The sequence below is a fragment of the Nitrogeniibacter mangrovi genome, assembly GCF_010983895.1.
Lineage (GTDB): Bacteria > Pseudomonadota > Gammaproteobacteria > Burkholderiales > Rhodocyclaceae > Nitrogeniibacter > Nitrogeniibacter mangrovi.
Window position 1 is genome coordinate 196,879 of sequence record NZ_CP048836.1, and the last position, 15,024, is coordinate 211,902.

Here is a 15,024-nt window from a genome sequence, read left to right on the forward strand (position 1 = left end):
GCGCAAACATGAAACGGACTTTGCTTGCGGCCTGCGCCGCCTTGCTGACCCTCGTCGCCCCCGCCAGCCACGCCGCGTTGCGCGCGGTGGCCTGCGAACCGGAATGGGGCGCCCTGCTGCGCGAACTCGGCGGCGACCGGGTGGCGGTCTATGTGGCCACCACCGCGCTGCAGGACCCGCACCACATCCAGGCCCGCCCCAGCCTGATCGCCTCGGTGCGCCGTGCCGGCCTGGTGGTGTGCACCGGCGCCGAGCTGGAGGTGGGCTGGCTGCCCATCCTGCTGCGCCAGGCCGGCAACCCGGCGGTGCAGCCGGGGCAGCCGGGCTACTTCGAGGCCGCCGACGCGGTGCGCATGCTCGAGGTGCCCACCCGGCTCGATCGCGCCGACGGCGACGTGCATCCCGGCGGCAACCCCCACATCCAGACCGACCCGCGCAACATCGCCGCCGTGGCCGGTGCGCTGGCCGCGCGGCTGGCCCGGGTGGACCCGGCCAACGCCGCCTTCTACCAGGCCCGCGCGGCGGACTTCGCCCGGCGCTGGCAGGCGGCCATCACGCGCTGGGAGGCGGCCGCCGCCCCGCTCCGGGGCCTGGCGGTGGTGGTCCATCACAAGGCCTTCCCCTACCTGGAAGACTGGCTCGGCCTCGTGGAGGTGGCGCAGCTGGAGCCCAAGCCCGGCGTGGAGCCCAGCAGCGGCCATCTGGCCGAAGTGCTCCAGGGGCTCAAACAGCATCCGGCGAAGCTGGTGCTGCGCACGCCCTACAACGATGCGCGCGCCTCCGAGTGGCTGGCACAGCGGGCCGGGCTGGTGGCGGTGATGCTGCCGAACACCGTGGGCGGCGACGATCGCGCGAGCGACCTGTTCGGCCTCTTCGACGACACCATCGACCGGTTGTTGAAGGCGGTGGCCCAATGACCCTCGCCGGCCTCGACTGGAGCATCCTCGGGCCGGCGCTGCTCGCTGGCCTGCTGGTGCTCGCCACCCATGTGCCCCTGGGCATGCAGGTGCTCGACAAGGGCATCGTCTTCATCGACCTGGCCATCGCCCAGGTGGCCGGCATCGGCGTCATCGCCGCCGACGCCCTGGGCTGGGAACCGCAGGGCCTCGCGGTGCAGGTGGCCGCGGCGGGCGCCGCCGTGCTCGGCGCGCTCGCCCTCACCTGGAGCGAAAAGCGCTGGCCCCAGGTGCAGGAAGCGCTCATCGGCGTGCTCTTCGTGCTCGCCTCCTGCACCGGCATCCTGCTGCTGGCCGGCAACCCCCACGGCGGCGAGCATCTGAAAGACCTGCTGGTCGGCCAGATCCTGTGGGTCTCCATGGCACAGCTCACGCCGGTGGCGGCGCTCACCGCGGGGGTGCTGGCGCTGTGGTTCGGCCTCGGCCGCCGCCTCGGGCGGCTGGGCTTCTACCTGCTCTTCGCCCTGTCGGTGACCGCCTCGGTGCAACTGGTGGGCGTCTACCTCGTGTTCACCAGCCTCATCGTCCCGGCGCTGGCCACCCGCCGCCTCACCGGCACCCGCCGGCTCGCCACGGCCTACCTCATCGGCGTCGCCGGCTATGCGCTCGGCCTCGCCCTGTCGGCCGTGTTCGACCTGCCCTCGGGGCGGTGGTGGTACTGGCCATGGCCGCGGTGGCGGTGGGGGTCGGGTTTGCGCTGTCGGCGCGTGGGCGGGGGGTCGAGGGGGTGTTGTAGACGCTGCGTTGAGTGGATTGGGGTGCCGTTTCGCCTATGCTAATGTTCTATTTTTTGAACTTGGGAGCCGAACAATGACCTTGGACCCGAGAGTTCGGCAGCAGGTGGCCCGCAAGCTCGAGACCTTCGAGGGGCGGGTCAATCACTTTTATCTGGATCAGCTTGGCAACGTGACAGTCGGCATCGGTCATTACATCCCGGATCGGGATGCCGTAGCGAATATCACCATGGAGACCGCCGCAACCGGTCAGGCGCCGGTGTCAGCGACGCTCGCTGAAAAGCGGGATGACTATGATCGAGTTAGCGGGGCGCCCGTAGGCTACACGGCGCCGTATTATGGTCAGGTGGCCTGCTTGCGTATGCCGGCAGCGGAAATCAACCGCTTGCGCGATCAGCACATTCAGCGTTTCCATGCGCACTTGCGAGCGATCTACGCCCGCGCCCGCGGCTATCGCCACGATTTCGATCAGTTCCCCTTGGCGGTGCAGATGGCCTTGTTCGATCTGATCTTCAACCTTGGACCGAGCCGGGTGGTCAACGTATTTCCCCGGCTGGACGCGGCCATCCGTGCCGAAGACTGGGCACAGGCGGCGGCCGAGTCCAATCGGCCCCAAGTGCAACCCGCCCGCAATCACTATGTCCGTCAGCTGTTCATGACGGCCGCCGGAGCCACCGTGGCATGCGTACCGTTCTGCTGAGTCTTGCCCTTGCGTGTTCGATGGCCGCCTGCGCTCAAACGCCGGTCGCCCCGGTCAGCGCGCCCTGGTTCAATGCGCGGGAGTTTGCCGGGCTGGTGTCCACCCCCGCCCCCGACCAGCCGGCGCGGCTCGACTTCACGCTGGATGCGGCAAGCGGCCGTGCGCTGCGATTCACCGATTGCGCGCAGGCCAACGCCACCAGCGGGGACGACATTGTTCCTGCCGAGTATTCGGTGTTCCAACTCCTCAAGCTCCACTGCGCCGCTTACGAGCGATATCGGGCGGCCGTGGGTGCCCGGCAGTCCAATCTGCCAGACACGCTGGATGAGGCATTCATCGCCCAGTTGCCCGAGGCGATCCTGCCCGAGAATGGATCGGGGCCATCAATGGTGCGCATCGGCGATTCCCCGCGTGTCGAGCGGATTGCCAAGAGCGGCGGCGGCCGGTGGGAGATTCAGACCCGCGACGAGCAAGTGATCGTGACCCGGTTCGCGCAGGGCGACTTCAACCACGATGGTGTCGACGACATGCTGCTTCGGGTCGGCTGGCGGTATCTCGACGCCTTGGACGGTGGGGGCATGATGATGGTGGAGATCACCCGGCGTGTTCCGGGTGGGGCGATTGAGGTGGTGTCGCGGATTCGGCCTTGATCGGTGGCCAAGGCGTGGTGTGCAATGCCCGTCGGTGATGGCGCCCCGCTTGACTGCATCACGCCTCAAGACACCCCAGCATGTCTTTCTCGATGCCGTCCCAATCCAGCGCTGTCGAACTGATGATCTCGATCCGGCTATCACGCCGGTAGGCCACCTTGTCGAAGTCGTGCTCGTGCCCCACCCGGTTGTAGAACACCCAGGCGTCACCGATGCGGATGACGCCCTTGATGCGGTTGACGGACTCCAGCGCACTGAGCACCGCTTCCAGCTTCCAGAAATCGAAGCAGTCGTCCCGGTGGAACACCCAGCCGCAGGTGAACAGGCCGGCGCCCTGGCCGGTCTCGCAGATCGGCTGGCCGGGGGCGGGGGATGGGGCGGGGACTGAGTCGGCTTTTCGCGCCCGGCTGCGTTTCTGCTGGTAGGGGTGGGTGCCGCCCGGTGCCGGTTGGAGGGTCTGGGCATGGGCCTCGGGGAATTGCGATTCCAGTTCGCCGTTGCGCACCAGGTCGAGCAGGGCGGGGGCGATCACGCCGCGGGTGGTACGGCCCACATGCTGCTTGAGCGGGAACATGTTGCCCAGGCTGGCTTCGGCGGCGGCAATCTGCGCCTCCTCGGCCACATCGCATTTATTGATCAGCACCACATCGGCCAGGTTGAGCTGGTCGTGAAAGACATTGTTGTCCAGCACGGCCTCGTCCCCGAGCACCCGGGGGTCGAGCAGGCACACGGTGGCGCGCAGGTCGAGCCTGTCCTTGAAGGTCGGCCCGGTGAGCGCATCGATGATGCCCTCCGGGTGGCCGATGCCGGTGGGCTCGATGATCAGCCGGTCCGGCCGGGCCAGCTCGATCAGGTCTTTCACCGTCGCCCGCAGGGACGGCCCCAGCGCACAGCAGATACACCCGCCCGCCAACTCCTTGATATGCAGCCCATCCCCGTCCGGCATCATCTCCTGGTCAATGCCCACCTGCCCGAACTCGTTCACCAGCACGGCCCAGGATTCGCCCGCGGGGCGGTTCTCGAGCAGGGTGTTGATGGCAGTGGTTTTACCGACGCCGAGGAAGCCGGTGATGATGTTGGTGGGGATGGGGTGGGTCGGGGTTGTCATGGTGTCGGTTGGAGGCGAGGGGACAGACCACGGCTTTCAAACATCGAACCGCTCAAGTGCGAGTACCTTGACACAAAACCGTGGTCTGTCCCCGATATTCCAATCTTCAAACCGCTGAGAACTGACTACCTTGATGCCAAGCCAGAATCGGTCATCGATTCGTTTTAAAAACGTGAATCTGAAATCATCCAATACAAATAAGTATGCTATTATGATGCTGCTCGTTTCATTCGGAGGCGAGGGATGTCACAGGATGTCAAGCCAACCGAAGCAATTCGTCAAGCATGACAGCGTAGCTATGAGTGTCCGCATGGATACCTCTACAGTGATATTGACATTATACGTCATTGTTAACAGATGCGGCTTCGCTCAGTTTATCGAGCTAGAAGGTGATGAGAAATCACTTAGGTAAGCCGGGAAGGGCTTAGGATGGCCGCAGTCCGCCGCCCTTCCCGGTTTGGCTAGAGGAAATTTGGTTGGTTTCGCATTCCCCGGCATGGTACAGGGCCCGAAGATATCTGCATTTCGATGTCCCAATAGGCCTACGCAAGGCTGAAACGATTGTTTCTAATCCCGAAGCCGTCTCGAGGCATTCTTTTTATCCCCTAATAGTTTATGAAATAACTTCTTTTAAGGTTAAGAAGGATAAGATAACCAACAGAATCGAGCGGGTGGAGAAGAAGCGCCCAATTGCATACGCATCGCACATAGATTCGCATATCTATAGTTATTACGCTGAAAAGTTGTCCGAGCTCTATGAAGTTGCTTTGAAAGAAGCGGGCATTGGAGACTCTGTCTTGGCTTTTCGCTCCTTGGGAAAAAGCAATATTGAGTTCGCTGGTGAGGCTTTCAAAGAAATATCTCGAAGAGACGAGTGCGGGGTTGTTGCTCTTGATGTTAAGGGATTTTTCGACAATTTAGATCATGATGTCTTGAAGTGTTCTTGGGCAAAAATGTTGAAATCTCGTGTTCTTCCAAAGGATCACTTTTCTGTTTTCAAGTCAATTACTAAGTATTCCTCGGTTAGGCGCGATGAGATATTTGGATTGTTTGGAATATCAGAAAATAATCCAAAGGCCGGAAGAGTTCGAATTTGCGAAGCAGTTGAATTTCGCAATAGAGTCAGAGTTGGTGGTTGCATAAAACGAAATTCACATAATTTCGGCATTCCGCAAGGCTCATCAATTAGTGCCCTTCTATCTAATATTTACATGTTCGATTTTGATGTTGCAGCATGTGAAATGGTAAAGAAGTACGGAGGGAGATATTTTCGATATTGTGACGACATGCTCTTTGTTGTTCCTAAAAGTATGCGAAATAGTGTAGCTGGTGAAGTTCGGGGTAGGATTAGGAGCCTAAAATTAGACATCAATACTAAAAAAACTGAAATTTGCGCTTTCACGAAGATTGCTGTTGGGCACGAATGCGATAAACCGCTTCAGTATCTTGGGTTTGTTTTCGACGGAAGAAAAATCTTGCTGCGATCGGCGGCGCTTGCGCGGTTTTCTGAACGAATGAAAGCTGGTGTGAAGTTGGCAAAATCGACAGCAAGAAAACATAACTCGCTTCGTGTAGACCATGGGCGAGACAAGAAAGAATTGTTCAAGCGAAAGCTGTATGAGCGCTATTCTCATCTCGGGCGGAGAAATTTTATTAGATATGGCTACAGGGCTGCAGAGATCCTCGATTCAAACTCGATTAAGCGCCAGTTAAAACCGTTGTGGGATCGCTTGCAAGACGAAATAAGAAAGTAGCAACCCTTCACCGCGTCGGTCGCGCTCCATGAAACCGTTATGTATCGACGAGCGTCCCAAGCAAAGATTTCCTGGCCTGGACTAAGGCCCCACCCTTGAGTGCGATAACGCTCATCAAACGCCGCGCACACTCAGCCGGCGTTCGGTTCCCCACTACCGCCCGGTGCGTTACGGCTTCACCTAACGCACCGTGTCGTCGAACCCGCACCACCCCACCCCCAGCCTACTGAACTTTTCTCCAGTTCCGGTATCCTCTCTGAGTCCACTTCGCTGCCTCAGAGACCCCCATGTCCGACCGCTCAACCGCCGATGTCATCCGCATTACCGGCGCGACCCAGAACAATCTGAAGAACCTGGATCTCGACATTCCGCTCTGGGCGCTGGTGGTGTTCACCGGGCCGTCGGGATCGGGCAAGTCGTCGCTGGTGTTCGACACGCTGTATGCCGAGGGGCAACGGCGCTATGTAGAGACGTTTTCGCCCTATGCGCGCCAGTTCCTGGACCGCATGGACAAGCCGCATGTGAGCCGCATCGAGGGGGTGCCGCCGGCGATTGCGATTGACCAGACCCACCCGGTGCGAAGCCGGATCAGGTCGTTGGACGACGTTACGCTGTAATCCGGAACGAGCTACGCCAGGGTTGACATGCACCAAGTGATACATACGATGTATGTATGATCAAGTTCGAGTGGGATGCGTCAAAGGCGGAGAGCAACCTCAGAAAGCACGGGGTGTCGTTCGATGAAGCGCAGTCCGTCTTCTACGATGAATTTGCGCGTCAGTTCTTCGACGACGCCCATTCCGTCGATGAAGACCGCTTCATCATGCTCGGCGTCAGCAACCAATCCCGGATTCTGATCGTCTGTCACTGCGAGCGCGGCGAGCATGGCCAGCTCATCCGGATCATCTCGGCCAGACGCGCAACGACGGCGGAACGCAGCTATTACGAAGGACCGAATGGATGAAGAAGGAATACGATTTTTCCAAGATGAAGTCGCGGCGCAACCCCTACGCGTCGAAGTTGAAGCGTCAGGTCACGATTCGCATGGGCGATGATGTGGTGGCCTACTTCAAGGCCTTGGCGGCGGACACCGGCATTCCCTATCAGAGCCTGATCAATCTCTACTTGCGGGATTGCGTCGCCCACAACCGAAAGCCGGAACTTTCGTGGCACTGACCTGGAGGCGTAGTCCGCACAAGGGCCATTGGCCCGACTGCGGGATTCGGTGGTTGATCAACCGCTGACCCCGGATTCCGCTTTGCTGCATCCGGGCTACGCGCCCTGCAGTGGAGGCGGCAGCAACCCGCCCCCAGCTACTGAACTTTTCCCCAGTTCCGGTATCCTCTCTGAGTCCCGTCCGACCCCCTCAGAGACCCCCATGTCCGACCGCTCAACCGCCGATGTCATCCGCATTACCGGCGCCACCCAGAACAATCTGAAGAATCTGGATCTGGAGATCCCCCTGGGGGCGCTGGTGGTGTTCACCGGGCCGTCGGGGTCGGGCAAGTCGTCGCTGGTGTTCGATACGCTGTATGCCGAGGGGCAGCGGCGCTATGTGGAGACCTTTTCGCCTTATGCGCGCCAGTTTCTGGACCGGATGGACAAGCCCCATGTGAGCCGTATCGAGGGGGTGCCGCCGGCGATTGCGATTGACCAGACCAATCCGGTGCGGACCTCGCGCTCCACGGTGGGCACCATGACGGAGCTGACCGACCACTTCAAGCTGCTGTTCGCCCGCACCGGGCATCTGCACTGCAAGTGCTGCGGCCAACATGTGCAGCGGGATACGCCGGACAGCATCACGGCGGCGGTGGTGGCGCGGGCGGCTGAGGCGGGCGACCCCCGCCTGCATGTGACCTTTCCCATCGATGTGCCGGCCAACTTCACCGAGGACGAGATTCGCGGCTATCTGGAGCAGCAGGGTTACACCCGCATCCATGGCAGCGAGGGCGACCGGCTGTGGGTGATTCAGGATCGCTTCCGCGCCGGGTCGGCGGAGCCTGCCCGCATTGGCGAGGCGGTGGAGGCGGCGCTGCGCACCGGGCAGGGCCGCATGGCGGTGCGGGTGATGGATGGCGAGGGCAATGAGGGCGCGGTGTGGCGCTTTTCGCAGGACTTCCACTGCGCCGATTGCGACATCGCCTATGGCGAGCCGCTGCCCAGCCTGTTCTCCTTCAATTCGCCCCTGGGCGCCTGCGAGACCTGCCGTGGCTTCGGCCGCGTGATCGGCATCGACTTCGGGCTGGTGGTGCCGGACGAGAGCAAGACCCTCAAGCAGGGCGCGGTGAAGCCCTGGCAGACGGCGAGCTATTCCGAATGCCAGGACGACATGGAGATGATGGCGAAGAAGGCCGGCATCCCCCTCGACGTGCCCTGGCGCGAGCTCACCGACGAACAGAAGCACTGGGTGCTGGAAGGCGAAGACAAGTGGAAGAACTGGAGTCGCTCCTGGCCGGGCGTGTGGTACGGGGTGCGCCGCTTCTTCGACTGGCTGGAGACCAAGGCCTACAAGATGCATGTGCGGGTGCTGCTGTCAAAGTACCGCAGCTATACCGAGTGCCCGTCTTGCCATGGGGCCCGCTTGAAGCCGGAAGCCCTCTACTGGAGGACCGGCTCGGCCGCAGCCGCCGACGACGTGATGCCGCTGGCCGACCGCCTGTTGCCGCCGGGCATGAAGCCCGAGCTGCTGCCCACGCTGCCGGGCCTGTGCATCCATGACCTGATGCAGCTCTCCATCGAGCGGCTGGGGCGCTTCATGGACACCATCCAGCCCGAGGGCCATTCCGCCGAGGACGAGGCCACCCGGCTGGTGTGCGACGAGATCCGCACCCGGGTGCGCTATCTCAACGAGGTGGGCCTGAGCTACCTCACGCTGGACCGCCAGAGCCGCACCCTGTCGGGCGGCGAGGTGCAGCGGATCAACCTCACCACGGCGCTGGGCACCTCGCTGGTGAACACCTTGTTCGTGCTCGACGAGCCCTCGATTGGCCTGCACCCGCGCGACATGGACCGCATCGTGCAGGTGATGCGCCGCCTGCGCGACGCGGGCAATTCGCTGGTGGTGGTGGAGCACGACCCGGCGGTGATGCTGGCTGCCGACCATATTTTCGACATCGGCCCCGGCCCGGGCGAGCGGGGCGGGCAGATCGTATTCTCCGGCACGCCGGACGCCCTGCGCGCCGAGGGCACGACGCTCACCGCCGACTATCTTTCCGGCCGCAAGCGGGTCGATGGCGGCACGCCGCCGCAGCCGCTGGACGACGATACCCCGCGCCTGAGGGTGCTTGGCGCCACCGAGCACAACCTGCAGGGCATCGACGTGGCCTTGCCGCTGGGGCGCATGGTGTGCGTGACCGGGGTGTCCGGCTCGGGCAAGTCGACCCTGGTGCAGGACGTGCTGTACCCGGCGCTCCTCAAGCATTTCGGCCAGCCCACCGAGACGCCGGGCGCGCATGCGGGCCTCGAAGGCGTCGAGCACATCGACGACGTGGTGATGGTGGACCAGTCGCCCATCGGCAAGAGCTCGCGCTCCAACCCGGTGAGCTATGTGGGCGCCTGGGACGCGGTGCGCGCCCGCTTTGCCAACCTGCCGGCGGCCAAACAGCGCGGCTACACGCCGGGCACCTTCAGCTTCAACGCCGGCCAGGGGCGCTGCCCCACGTGCACCGGCTCGGGCTTCGAGCATGTGGAGATGCAGTTCCTCTCCGACGTGTATCTGCGCTGCCCGGACTGCGACGGCAAGCGCTACCGCCCCGAGGTGCTGGAGCTGGAGATCGACGGGCGCAACGTGGCCGACGTGCTGGAGATGACCGTCTCGGAGGCGCTGGCCTTTTTCGACGGCGATGCCGCCATCGCCACCGCGCTGCAGCCGATCATCGACGTGGGGCTGGACTACCTGCGCCTCGGCCAGCCGGTGCCCACGCTCTCGGGCGGCGAGGCCCAGCGTCTGAAACTGGCGGGGCATCTGGCCGAGTTCGCCGCCAAGGCGAAGAAGCGCAAGCCTTCTAAAAAGCAGAAGCCCGGTGGGACCCTCTTTTTGTTCGACGAGCCCACCACGGGTCTGCACTTCGACGACACCGCCCGCCTGCTCAAGGCCTTCCAGAAGCTGGTCGATGCCGGGCATTCGCTGCTGGTGATCGAACACAACCTGGATGTGATCCGCGCCGCCGACTGGCTGGTAGACCTGGGGCCGGAAGGCGGCGAGGGCGGTGGCCTGCTGATTGCCGAAGGCACACCGGCCGAGGTGGCGAAGCACCCGACCTCCCACACCGGGCGGGCGCTGGCCGAGTACGAGGCGGAGCTGTCCAAGCCGGCGACCGCCTTCAAGGTGGCGGAAAAGTCGGTGGCCTACCGGCCGCGCTCGGCCGGGGCGGTGAGCATCCGCCACGCCCGCGAGCACAACCTCAAGAACATCGATGTGGACATCCCGCGCGAGGGCTTTACGGTGATTACCGGGGTGTCCGGCTCGGGCAAGTCCACGCTGGCCTTCGACATCCTTTTCGGCGAGGGGCAGCGGCGCTATCTGGAGTCGCTCAACGCCTACGCCCGCCAGTTCGTGCAGCCGGCGGCGCGGCCCGAGGTGGACGCCATCTTCGGCATCCCGCCCACGGTGGCCATCGAGCAGCGCACCAGCCGGGGCGGGCGCAAGAGCACGGTGGCCACGCTCACCGAGCTGTACCATTTCCTGCGTCTGATCTACGTGAAGCTGGGCACCCAGTACTGCCCCAGCTGCGACGTGCCGGTGTCGCCGCAGAGTTTCGAATCGATCATCGCGCGCATCAGCGAAGAACACCGGGGCCACTCGGTGGAACTGCTCGCGCCCCTCATCAACAACCGCAAGGGCTTGTACACCGATCTGGCCAAGTGGGCGCGCGGCAAGGGCTACGAGCAGTTGCGTGTCGATGGCGATTACCTGCCGACGCGCAAGTGGCCGCGCCTGGACCGCTACGTGGAGCACACCATCGAGCTGCCGGTGGGCATGATCAAGGTGGCGCCCGAGCACGAGGCGCTCCTGCGCGAGCAGGTGCGCGAAGCGCTGGAGCTCGGCAAGGGCGTGCTCAAGGTGCTGCGCCTGGGCACGCTGGGAGCCAAGCCCGAGACCTTCTCCACCCACCGCGCCTGCCCGGGCTGCGGCAAGAGCTTTCCGGAGCTGGACCCGCGCCTGTTCTCCTTCAACAGCAAGCATGGCTGGTGCGAGTCCTGCTTCGGCACCGGGCTGGTGGTGGGCAAGGTCAAGGCCGAGGAGGTGCATGAGCTCGATCTGGCCAACCTGGACGAGGAGCCGACAGAAACCTGCCCGGCCTGCGCGGGCGCGCGCCTCAACCCCATCGCCCGCCATGTGCGCTTTGCCGACCGGCCCATCCATGAGCTGACCGCCGGATCGGTGGATGCGGTGGCCGATTTCGTGGCCACGCTGGATCTGGCGGGCCGCGAGGCCGACATCGCCCGCGACATCGTCGCCGAGCTGGGCAGCCGGCTCGGCTTCCTGCGCCAGGTGGGGCTGGGCTATCTCGCGCTCGATCGGGCCGCGCCGACCCTGTCGGGCGGGGAAGCCCAGCGCATCCGCCTCGCCGCGCAGCTCGGATCGAGCCTCACCGGGGTGTGCTACATCCTCGACGAGCCCACCATCGGCCTGCATCCGCGCGACAACCGGGTGCTGCTCGACACGCTCGCCGAGCTGGAGGCCAAGGGCAACACCCTGGTGGTGGTGGAGCATGACGAGGACACCATCCTGCGTGCCGATCACGTGATCGACCTGGGGCCGGGCGCCGGCGTGCGTGGCGGCCGCATCGTCGCCCAGGGCAATGCCGCGGCGCTGGTCGCCGCGCCGGAATCGGTGACCGGCCAGCACCTGCGCGCGCCGCTGCAGCATCCGCTCTATCCGCCGCGCAAGGTGGGCAAGGCGGATGAAAGCCTGTGGGTGCGCGGCGCGTGGATGCACAATCTGCGCGAGATCGACGCCCGCTTCCCCTTGCAGCGGCTGACCGTGGTGACCGGGGTGTCCGGCTCGGGCAAGTCGACGCTCGCTCGGGATGTGCTGCTCGACGGGCTCAAGGCCGTCCTGCACGGTGATGCGGCCGCGGGCTGCACCGCCATCGAGGGCGTCGAGCTGATCGAGCGCGTGCTGGAGGTGGACCAGACCCCCATCGGCAAGACGCCGCGCTCCTGCCCGGCCACCTATGTGGGCTTCTGGGACCTGATCCGCAAGGCCTTCGCCGATACCGCCGAGGCGCGCATGCGCGGCTGGGCGGCGGGGCGCTTCTCCTTCAACACCGGCGACGGCCGATGCCCGGTGTGCGAAGGGCAGGGCCAGCAACGCATCGAGATGAGCTTTCTGCCCGACGTGAAGGTGCCCTGCGAAGCCTGCGGCGGCCAGCGCTTCAACCGCGAAACCCTGTCGGTGCGCTGGCGCGGCAGGAGCATCGGCGAGGTGCTGGCGATGAACATCGACGAGGCGGTGGACTTCTTCGCCGCCCATCCGCGCATCCATCATGCGCTTTCGCTGCTGCAGGACGTCGGGCTCGGTTACCTCACGCTCGGTCAGGCCAGTCCGACCCTGTCCGGCGGCGAGGCCCAGCGCATCAAGCTGGTCACCGAGCTGGCCAAGTCACTCACCCCCACCGGCAAGGTGCGCGGCCGGGTGAGCGCGGGGCAGACGTTGTACGTGCTGGATGAGCCGACCGTGGGCCTGCACATGGCCGACGTGGAGAAGCTCATCCATGTGCTGCACCGGTTGGTGGATGCGGGCAATACGGTGGTCGTGATCGAGCACGACCTGGACGTGATGGCCGAGGCCGACTGGCTCATCGACCTGGGGCCGGAAGGTGGCGAGGGCGGTGGCCGGGTCGTGGCCAGCGGGCCGGTGGCGAAGGTGCTCAAGGCCGGCGAGGGCCACACCGCGCGCCTGCTGGCGGAATTCCTCGGCCGGCGCGCTGCAGCGAGCGTTCAGAAGCGCAGCGACAGCCCCGCGTAGACCTGCCGGGACACCCGGTTGGCGGGCGTGCTGCCGTACACGGTCTGCATGGCCGGGTCGGCGATTTCCTGGTGGCGCGGGCCGAGGTTCAATGCCGAGAGCTGGAAGCGCGCCTTGTGGCCCAGCAGTTCGAGCGGGCGCGAGACGGACAGGTCGTAGGTGGTGAAATCCTTGACCAGATAGCGTCCGCTGGCGACGAAGCTGTCACCGCTGGTCACCGGGCCGATGCGGGTGACGCCGAGGAAGCTGGTCCAGCGCCCCGGCCAGCGCTGGCGCCAGCTCAGGTTGGCCGAGTAGGGCGCGATGCCGGAGCGGATGGCCGGGTCGGCGGCGTCGCGATCGATCACGCTGTAGGCCAGTCTTACCGTGCCCGCGCGCCACGGGTGGGTTTCGAACTGGATCTCCAGGCCGGTGAGCGTGAGCGGATCTTTCGCGTTCTGCATCTGGGTGGTCGGCACCAGGCTGGTGAGCAGGGGGTTGAGCCCCGGCTGGTCGGCGATCGGTTCGCGTACCGTGAGTTCCTTCAGGCGCTCCTTGAAGATGCGCAGATCGAGCGTGCTGCGTGCGGTTTCGAACTGCTGGATGATGCCCGCCTCGAGGGTGTCGGCGCGGGTCGGCTGCAGATCGGGATTCGGCGCATAGGGGTTGGCCAGCAGCGCGCCGCTGGTGGTGAACACCCGCACGTCGCCGTAGCGCTCGAACATGGTCGGGTTGCGCCAGGCCCGGGAGACCCCCAGGCGCAGAGTCGTGCCCTTGCGCGCATGGTAGCTGCCGTAGAGGCGCGGGCTCAGGCGCCAGCCGGTGCCCCGGTCCTCGGCGGCCAGCCCCAGGTTGAAGCTCCAGTCCTCGGCCGGCTGCCACTCGAGGTTGCCGAACACCCGATGATGCCGGTCCACGATCGTGCCCCGGTTGTAGAACGAAGCTGGGGAATCGGTCCGGTCCTCGCTGGCGCTCAGCCCCCACACGCCGCGCAGCTGGGGGCTCAGGCGATCGCGGAGCTGAAAATCCAGGCTGGTGAGCAGGCCTTCCCGATCCCGCGACACCGGGACGTTGCGCAGGGTCGACGGCGGTAGCGCGAGCAGGGCGGCCAGGGAAGACGCATCGGCGATCCAGTCGTCGTTGTAGTCGGTCTGGTGGATGTAGGCGCTGAGCGACCACTCGTGGTCGGCGTCGATGACCCGTTGCCAGCGCACGTGCAGCAGGTGGTTGCGATCCTCGGCGGTGCGCACGTCGTTGTTGTCCAGCGGCGAATCGGGATAGCCGCGCTGCAGTTGCTCGGTGGCGCCGCCCAGGCGCACGAGCAGGCTGTTCTCGGCGTCGATGCGGGTATCGGCGCGCACGCTGAAACGCTGGGTGGTGCGGGTGTCGTGCAGGCCGCGGAAGCCCTCGTCGTGCTGTTCGCCGGCGGTGAGCTTCATGGCCACCTCGCCGATGCGTCCGGACCAGCCGACCTCGGCATCGCGAATGGAGGGATCGCCGAGGTTGAACTGCACGTGGGTGCCCGGGCTTTCCGCCGGTGCGCGGGTGATCAGGTTCACGGTGCCGAGCAGCGCGCTCGACCCGAGGCTGTTGGCGCTGGCGCCGCGGATCACCTCGACGCGTTCGATCTCGCTCATGAAGATCGGCACCCCCGACCAGTCGATGGTGCCGAAGTTGGTCGGGACGTAGATGATGGCGCCGTCCACGAGGACCTGCATTTCGCCCGCGGTGGCCAAGCCGAGTCCGTGGTAGCTGACCCAGGTGGCGTGGCCGCGTTCGTAGCCGATGTGCATGCCGGGCACGAAGCGCAGCAGGCGCGGAATATTGCGGTAGCCCGTGGCGTCGATGAGATCGCGGTCGATCACGGTCATGGCGCCCGGGGCGTCCTGGAGCGGCTGGGGCAGCCGCGAGGCGGTCAGCACCACCGGCAGCGGTTCGAAGTAGGCGTCTTCCTCGAAGCTGTCGGCGGCCCGCAGCGACGGGCTCGCTGTCGACAGCGCCAGGGTGGCGAGCAGGGCGAGACCGTGGCGGCGGGGAAAGAGAGGGGAGTCGTGGTGGCGGGACATGTGGGATGCGCGAAGTAAGTCCGCAGCTTAATCTCTCTATCTTTCGGCGTAATGGGACTAGGTCACTTTACGCACGATCGTTCGTCTCTTTGCAATAAAATGGG

At 64.7% G+C, this 15,024-nt stretch carries 10 protein-coding genes and 1 pseudogene; 9 read left to right on the forward strand and 2 right to left on the reverse strand.

The features are described from left to right. Positions 1 to 8: 8 nt before the first annotated feature. From G3580_RS00830 to G3580_RS00845, 4 genes are read left to right on the forward strand one after another with little or no spacing between them, the layout of a single operon-like run. A complete protein-coding gene (locus G3580_RS00830) occupies positions 9 to 917 on the forward strand; it encodes a metal ABC transporter substrate-binding protein (RefSeq protein WP_173763461.1) in 909 nt (302 codons plus the stop codon). Then, positions 914 to 1,735, forward strand: a complete 822-nt coding sequence (locus G3580_RS00835; protein ID WP_173763462.1) for a metal ABC transporter permease — start codon at positions 914 to 916, stop codon at positions 1,733 to 1,735. Before G3580_RS00830 ends, G3580_RS00835 begins: the two co-directional genes overlap by 4 nt. A 31-nt stretch (positions 1,736 to 1,766) precedes the next feature. Then, positions 1,767 to 2,390, forward strand: a complete 624-nt coding sequence (locus G3580_RS00840) for a lysozyme family protein (protein ID WP_173763463.1) — start codon at positions 1,767 to 1,769, stop codon at positions 2,388 to 2,390. Then, positions 2,372 to 3,040, forward strand: coding sequence for a hypothetical protein (locus G3580_RS00845; protein WP_173763464.1), 669 nt, complete (start codon positions 2,372 to 2,374; stop codon positions 3,038 to 3,040). The genes G3580_RS00840 and G3580_RS00845 overlap by 19 nt, the downstream gene beginning before the upstream one ends. A gap of 58 nt (positions 3,041 to 3,098) precedes the next feature. On the opposite strand, the gene G3580_RS00850 is transcribed toward G3580_RS00845, so the two are convergent. Continuing rightward, entirely contained in the window at positions 3,099 to 4,148 is a 1,050-nt protein-coding gene (locus G3580_RS00850; protein WP_173763465.1) for a CobW family GTP-binding protein, read from the reverse strand. Positions 4,149 to 4,624: 476 nt separating this feature from the next. On the opposite strand from G3580_RS00850, the gene drt2 reads away from it, so the two are divergent. The 5 genes and pseudogenes from drt2 (at position 4,625) to uvrA (ending at position 12,875) form a co-directional block, all read left to right on the forward strand. Next, positions 4,625 to 5,902, forward strand: coding sequence for an antiviral reverse transcriptase Drt2 (gene drt2, locus G3580_RS00855; protein ID WP_173763466.1), 1,278 nt, complete (start codon positions 4,625 to 4,627; stop codon positions 5,900 to 5,902). Between the two features lie 287 nt (positions 5,903 to 6,189). After that, a pseudogene (locus G3580_RS00860) lies at positions 6,190 to 6,513 on the forward strand (hypothetical protein); the annotation flags it as partial. 62 nt (positions 6,514 to 6,575) lie between these two features. Beyond that, positions 6,576 to 6,866, forward strand: a complete 291-nt coding sequence (locus tag G3580_RS00865) for a BrnT family toxin (RefSeq protein ID WP_173763468.1) — start codon at positions 6,576 to 6,578, stop codon at positions 6,864 to 6,866. Next, positions 6,863 to 7,078, forward strand: coding sequence for a BrnA antitoxin family protein (locus tag G3580_RS00870; protein ID WP_173763469.1), 216 nt, complete (start codon positions 6,863 to 6,865; stop codon positions 7,076 to 7,078). Before G3580_RS00865 ends, G3580_RS00870 begins: the two co-directional genes overlap by 4 nt. A 202-nt stretch (positions 7,079 to 7,280) precedes the next feature. Beyond that, entirely contained in the window at positions 7,281 to 12,875 is a 5,595-nt protein-coding gene (gene uvrA / locus G3580_RS00875; RefSeq protein ID WP_173763470.1) for an excinuclease ABC subunit UvrA, read from the forward strand. On the opposite strand, the gene G3580_RS00880 is transcribed toward uvrA, so the two are convergent. Beyond that, on the reverse strand, positions 12,848 to 14,920 hold the full coding sequence (locus G3580_RS00880; RefSeq protein WP_173763471.1) for a TonB-dependent receptor plug domain-containing protein: 2,073 nt from the start codon (positions 14,918 to 14,920) through the stop codon (positions 12,848 to 12,850). The two genes, uvrA and G3580_RS00880, sit on opposite strands and share 28 nt — an antisense overlap. Positions 14,921 to 15,024 lie beyond the last annotated feature (104 nt).

Bases quoted from the DNA above. Each gene is read 5' to 3' on its own strand.
- G3580_RS00830 (WP_173763461.1), top strand. From the start codon at position 9: ATGAAACGGACTTTGCTTGCGGCCTGCGCCGCCTTGCTGACCCTCGTC.
- G3580_RS00835 (WP_173763462.1), top strand. From the start codon at position 914: ATGACCCTCGCCGGCCTCGACTGGAGCATCCTCGGGCCGGCGCTGCTC.
- G3580_RS00840 (WP_173763463.1), top strand. From the start codon at position 1,767: ATGACCTTGGACCCGAGAGTTCGGCAGCAGGTGGCCCGCAAGCTCGAG.
- G3580_RS00845 (WP_173763464.1), top strand. From the start codon at position 2,372: ATGCGTACCGTTCTGCTGAGTCTTGCCCTTGCGTGTTCGATGGCCGCC.
- G3580_RS00850 (WP_173763465.1), bottom strand. From the start codon at position 4,148: ATGACAACCCCGACCCACCCCATCCCCACCAACATCATCACCGGCTTC.
- G3580_RS00865 (WP_173763468.1), top strand. From the start codon at position 6,576: ATGATCAAGTTCGAGTGGGATGCGTCAAAGGCGGAGAGCAACCTCAGA.
- G3580_RS00870 (WP_173763469.1), top strand. From the start codon at position 6,863: ATGAAGAAGGAATACGATTTTTCCAAGATGAAGTCGCGGCGCAACCCC.
- uvrA (WP_173763470.1), top strand. From the start codon at position 7,281: ATGTCCGACCGCTCAACCGCCGATGTCATCCGCATTACCGGCGCCACC.
- G3580_RS00880 (WP_173763471.1), bottom strand. From the start codon at position 14,920: ATGTCCCGCCACCACGACTCCCCTCTCTTTCCCCGCCGCCACGGTCTC.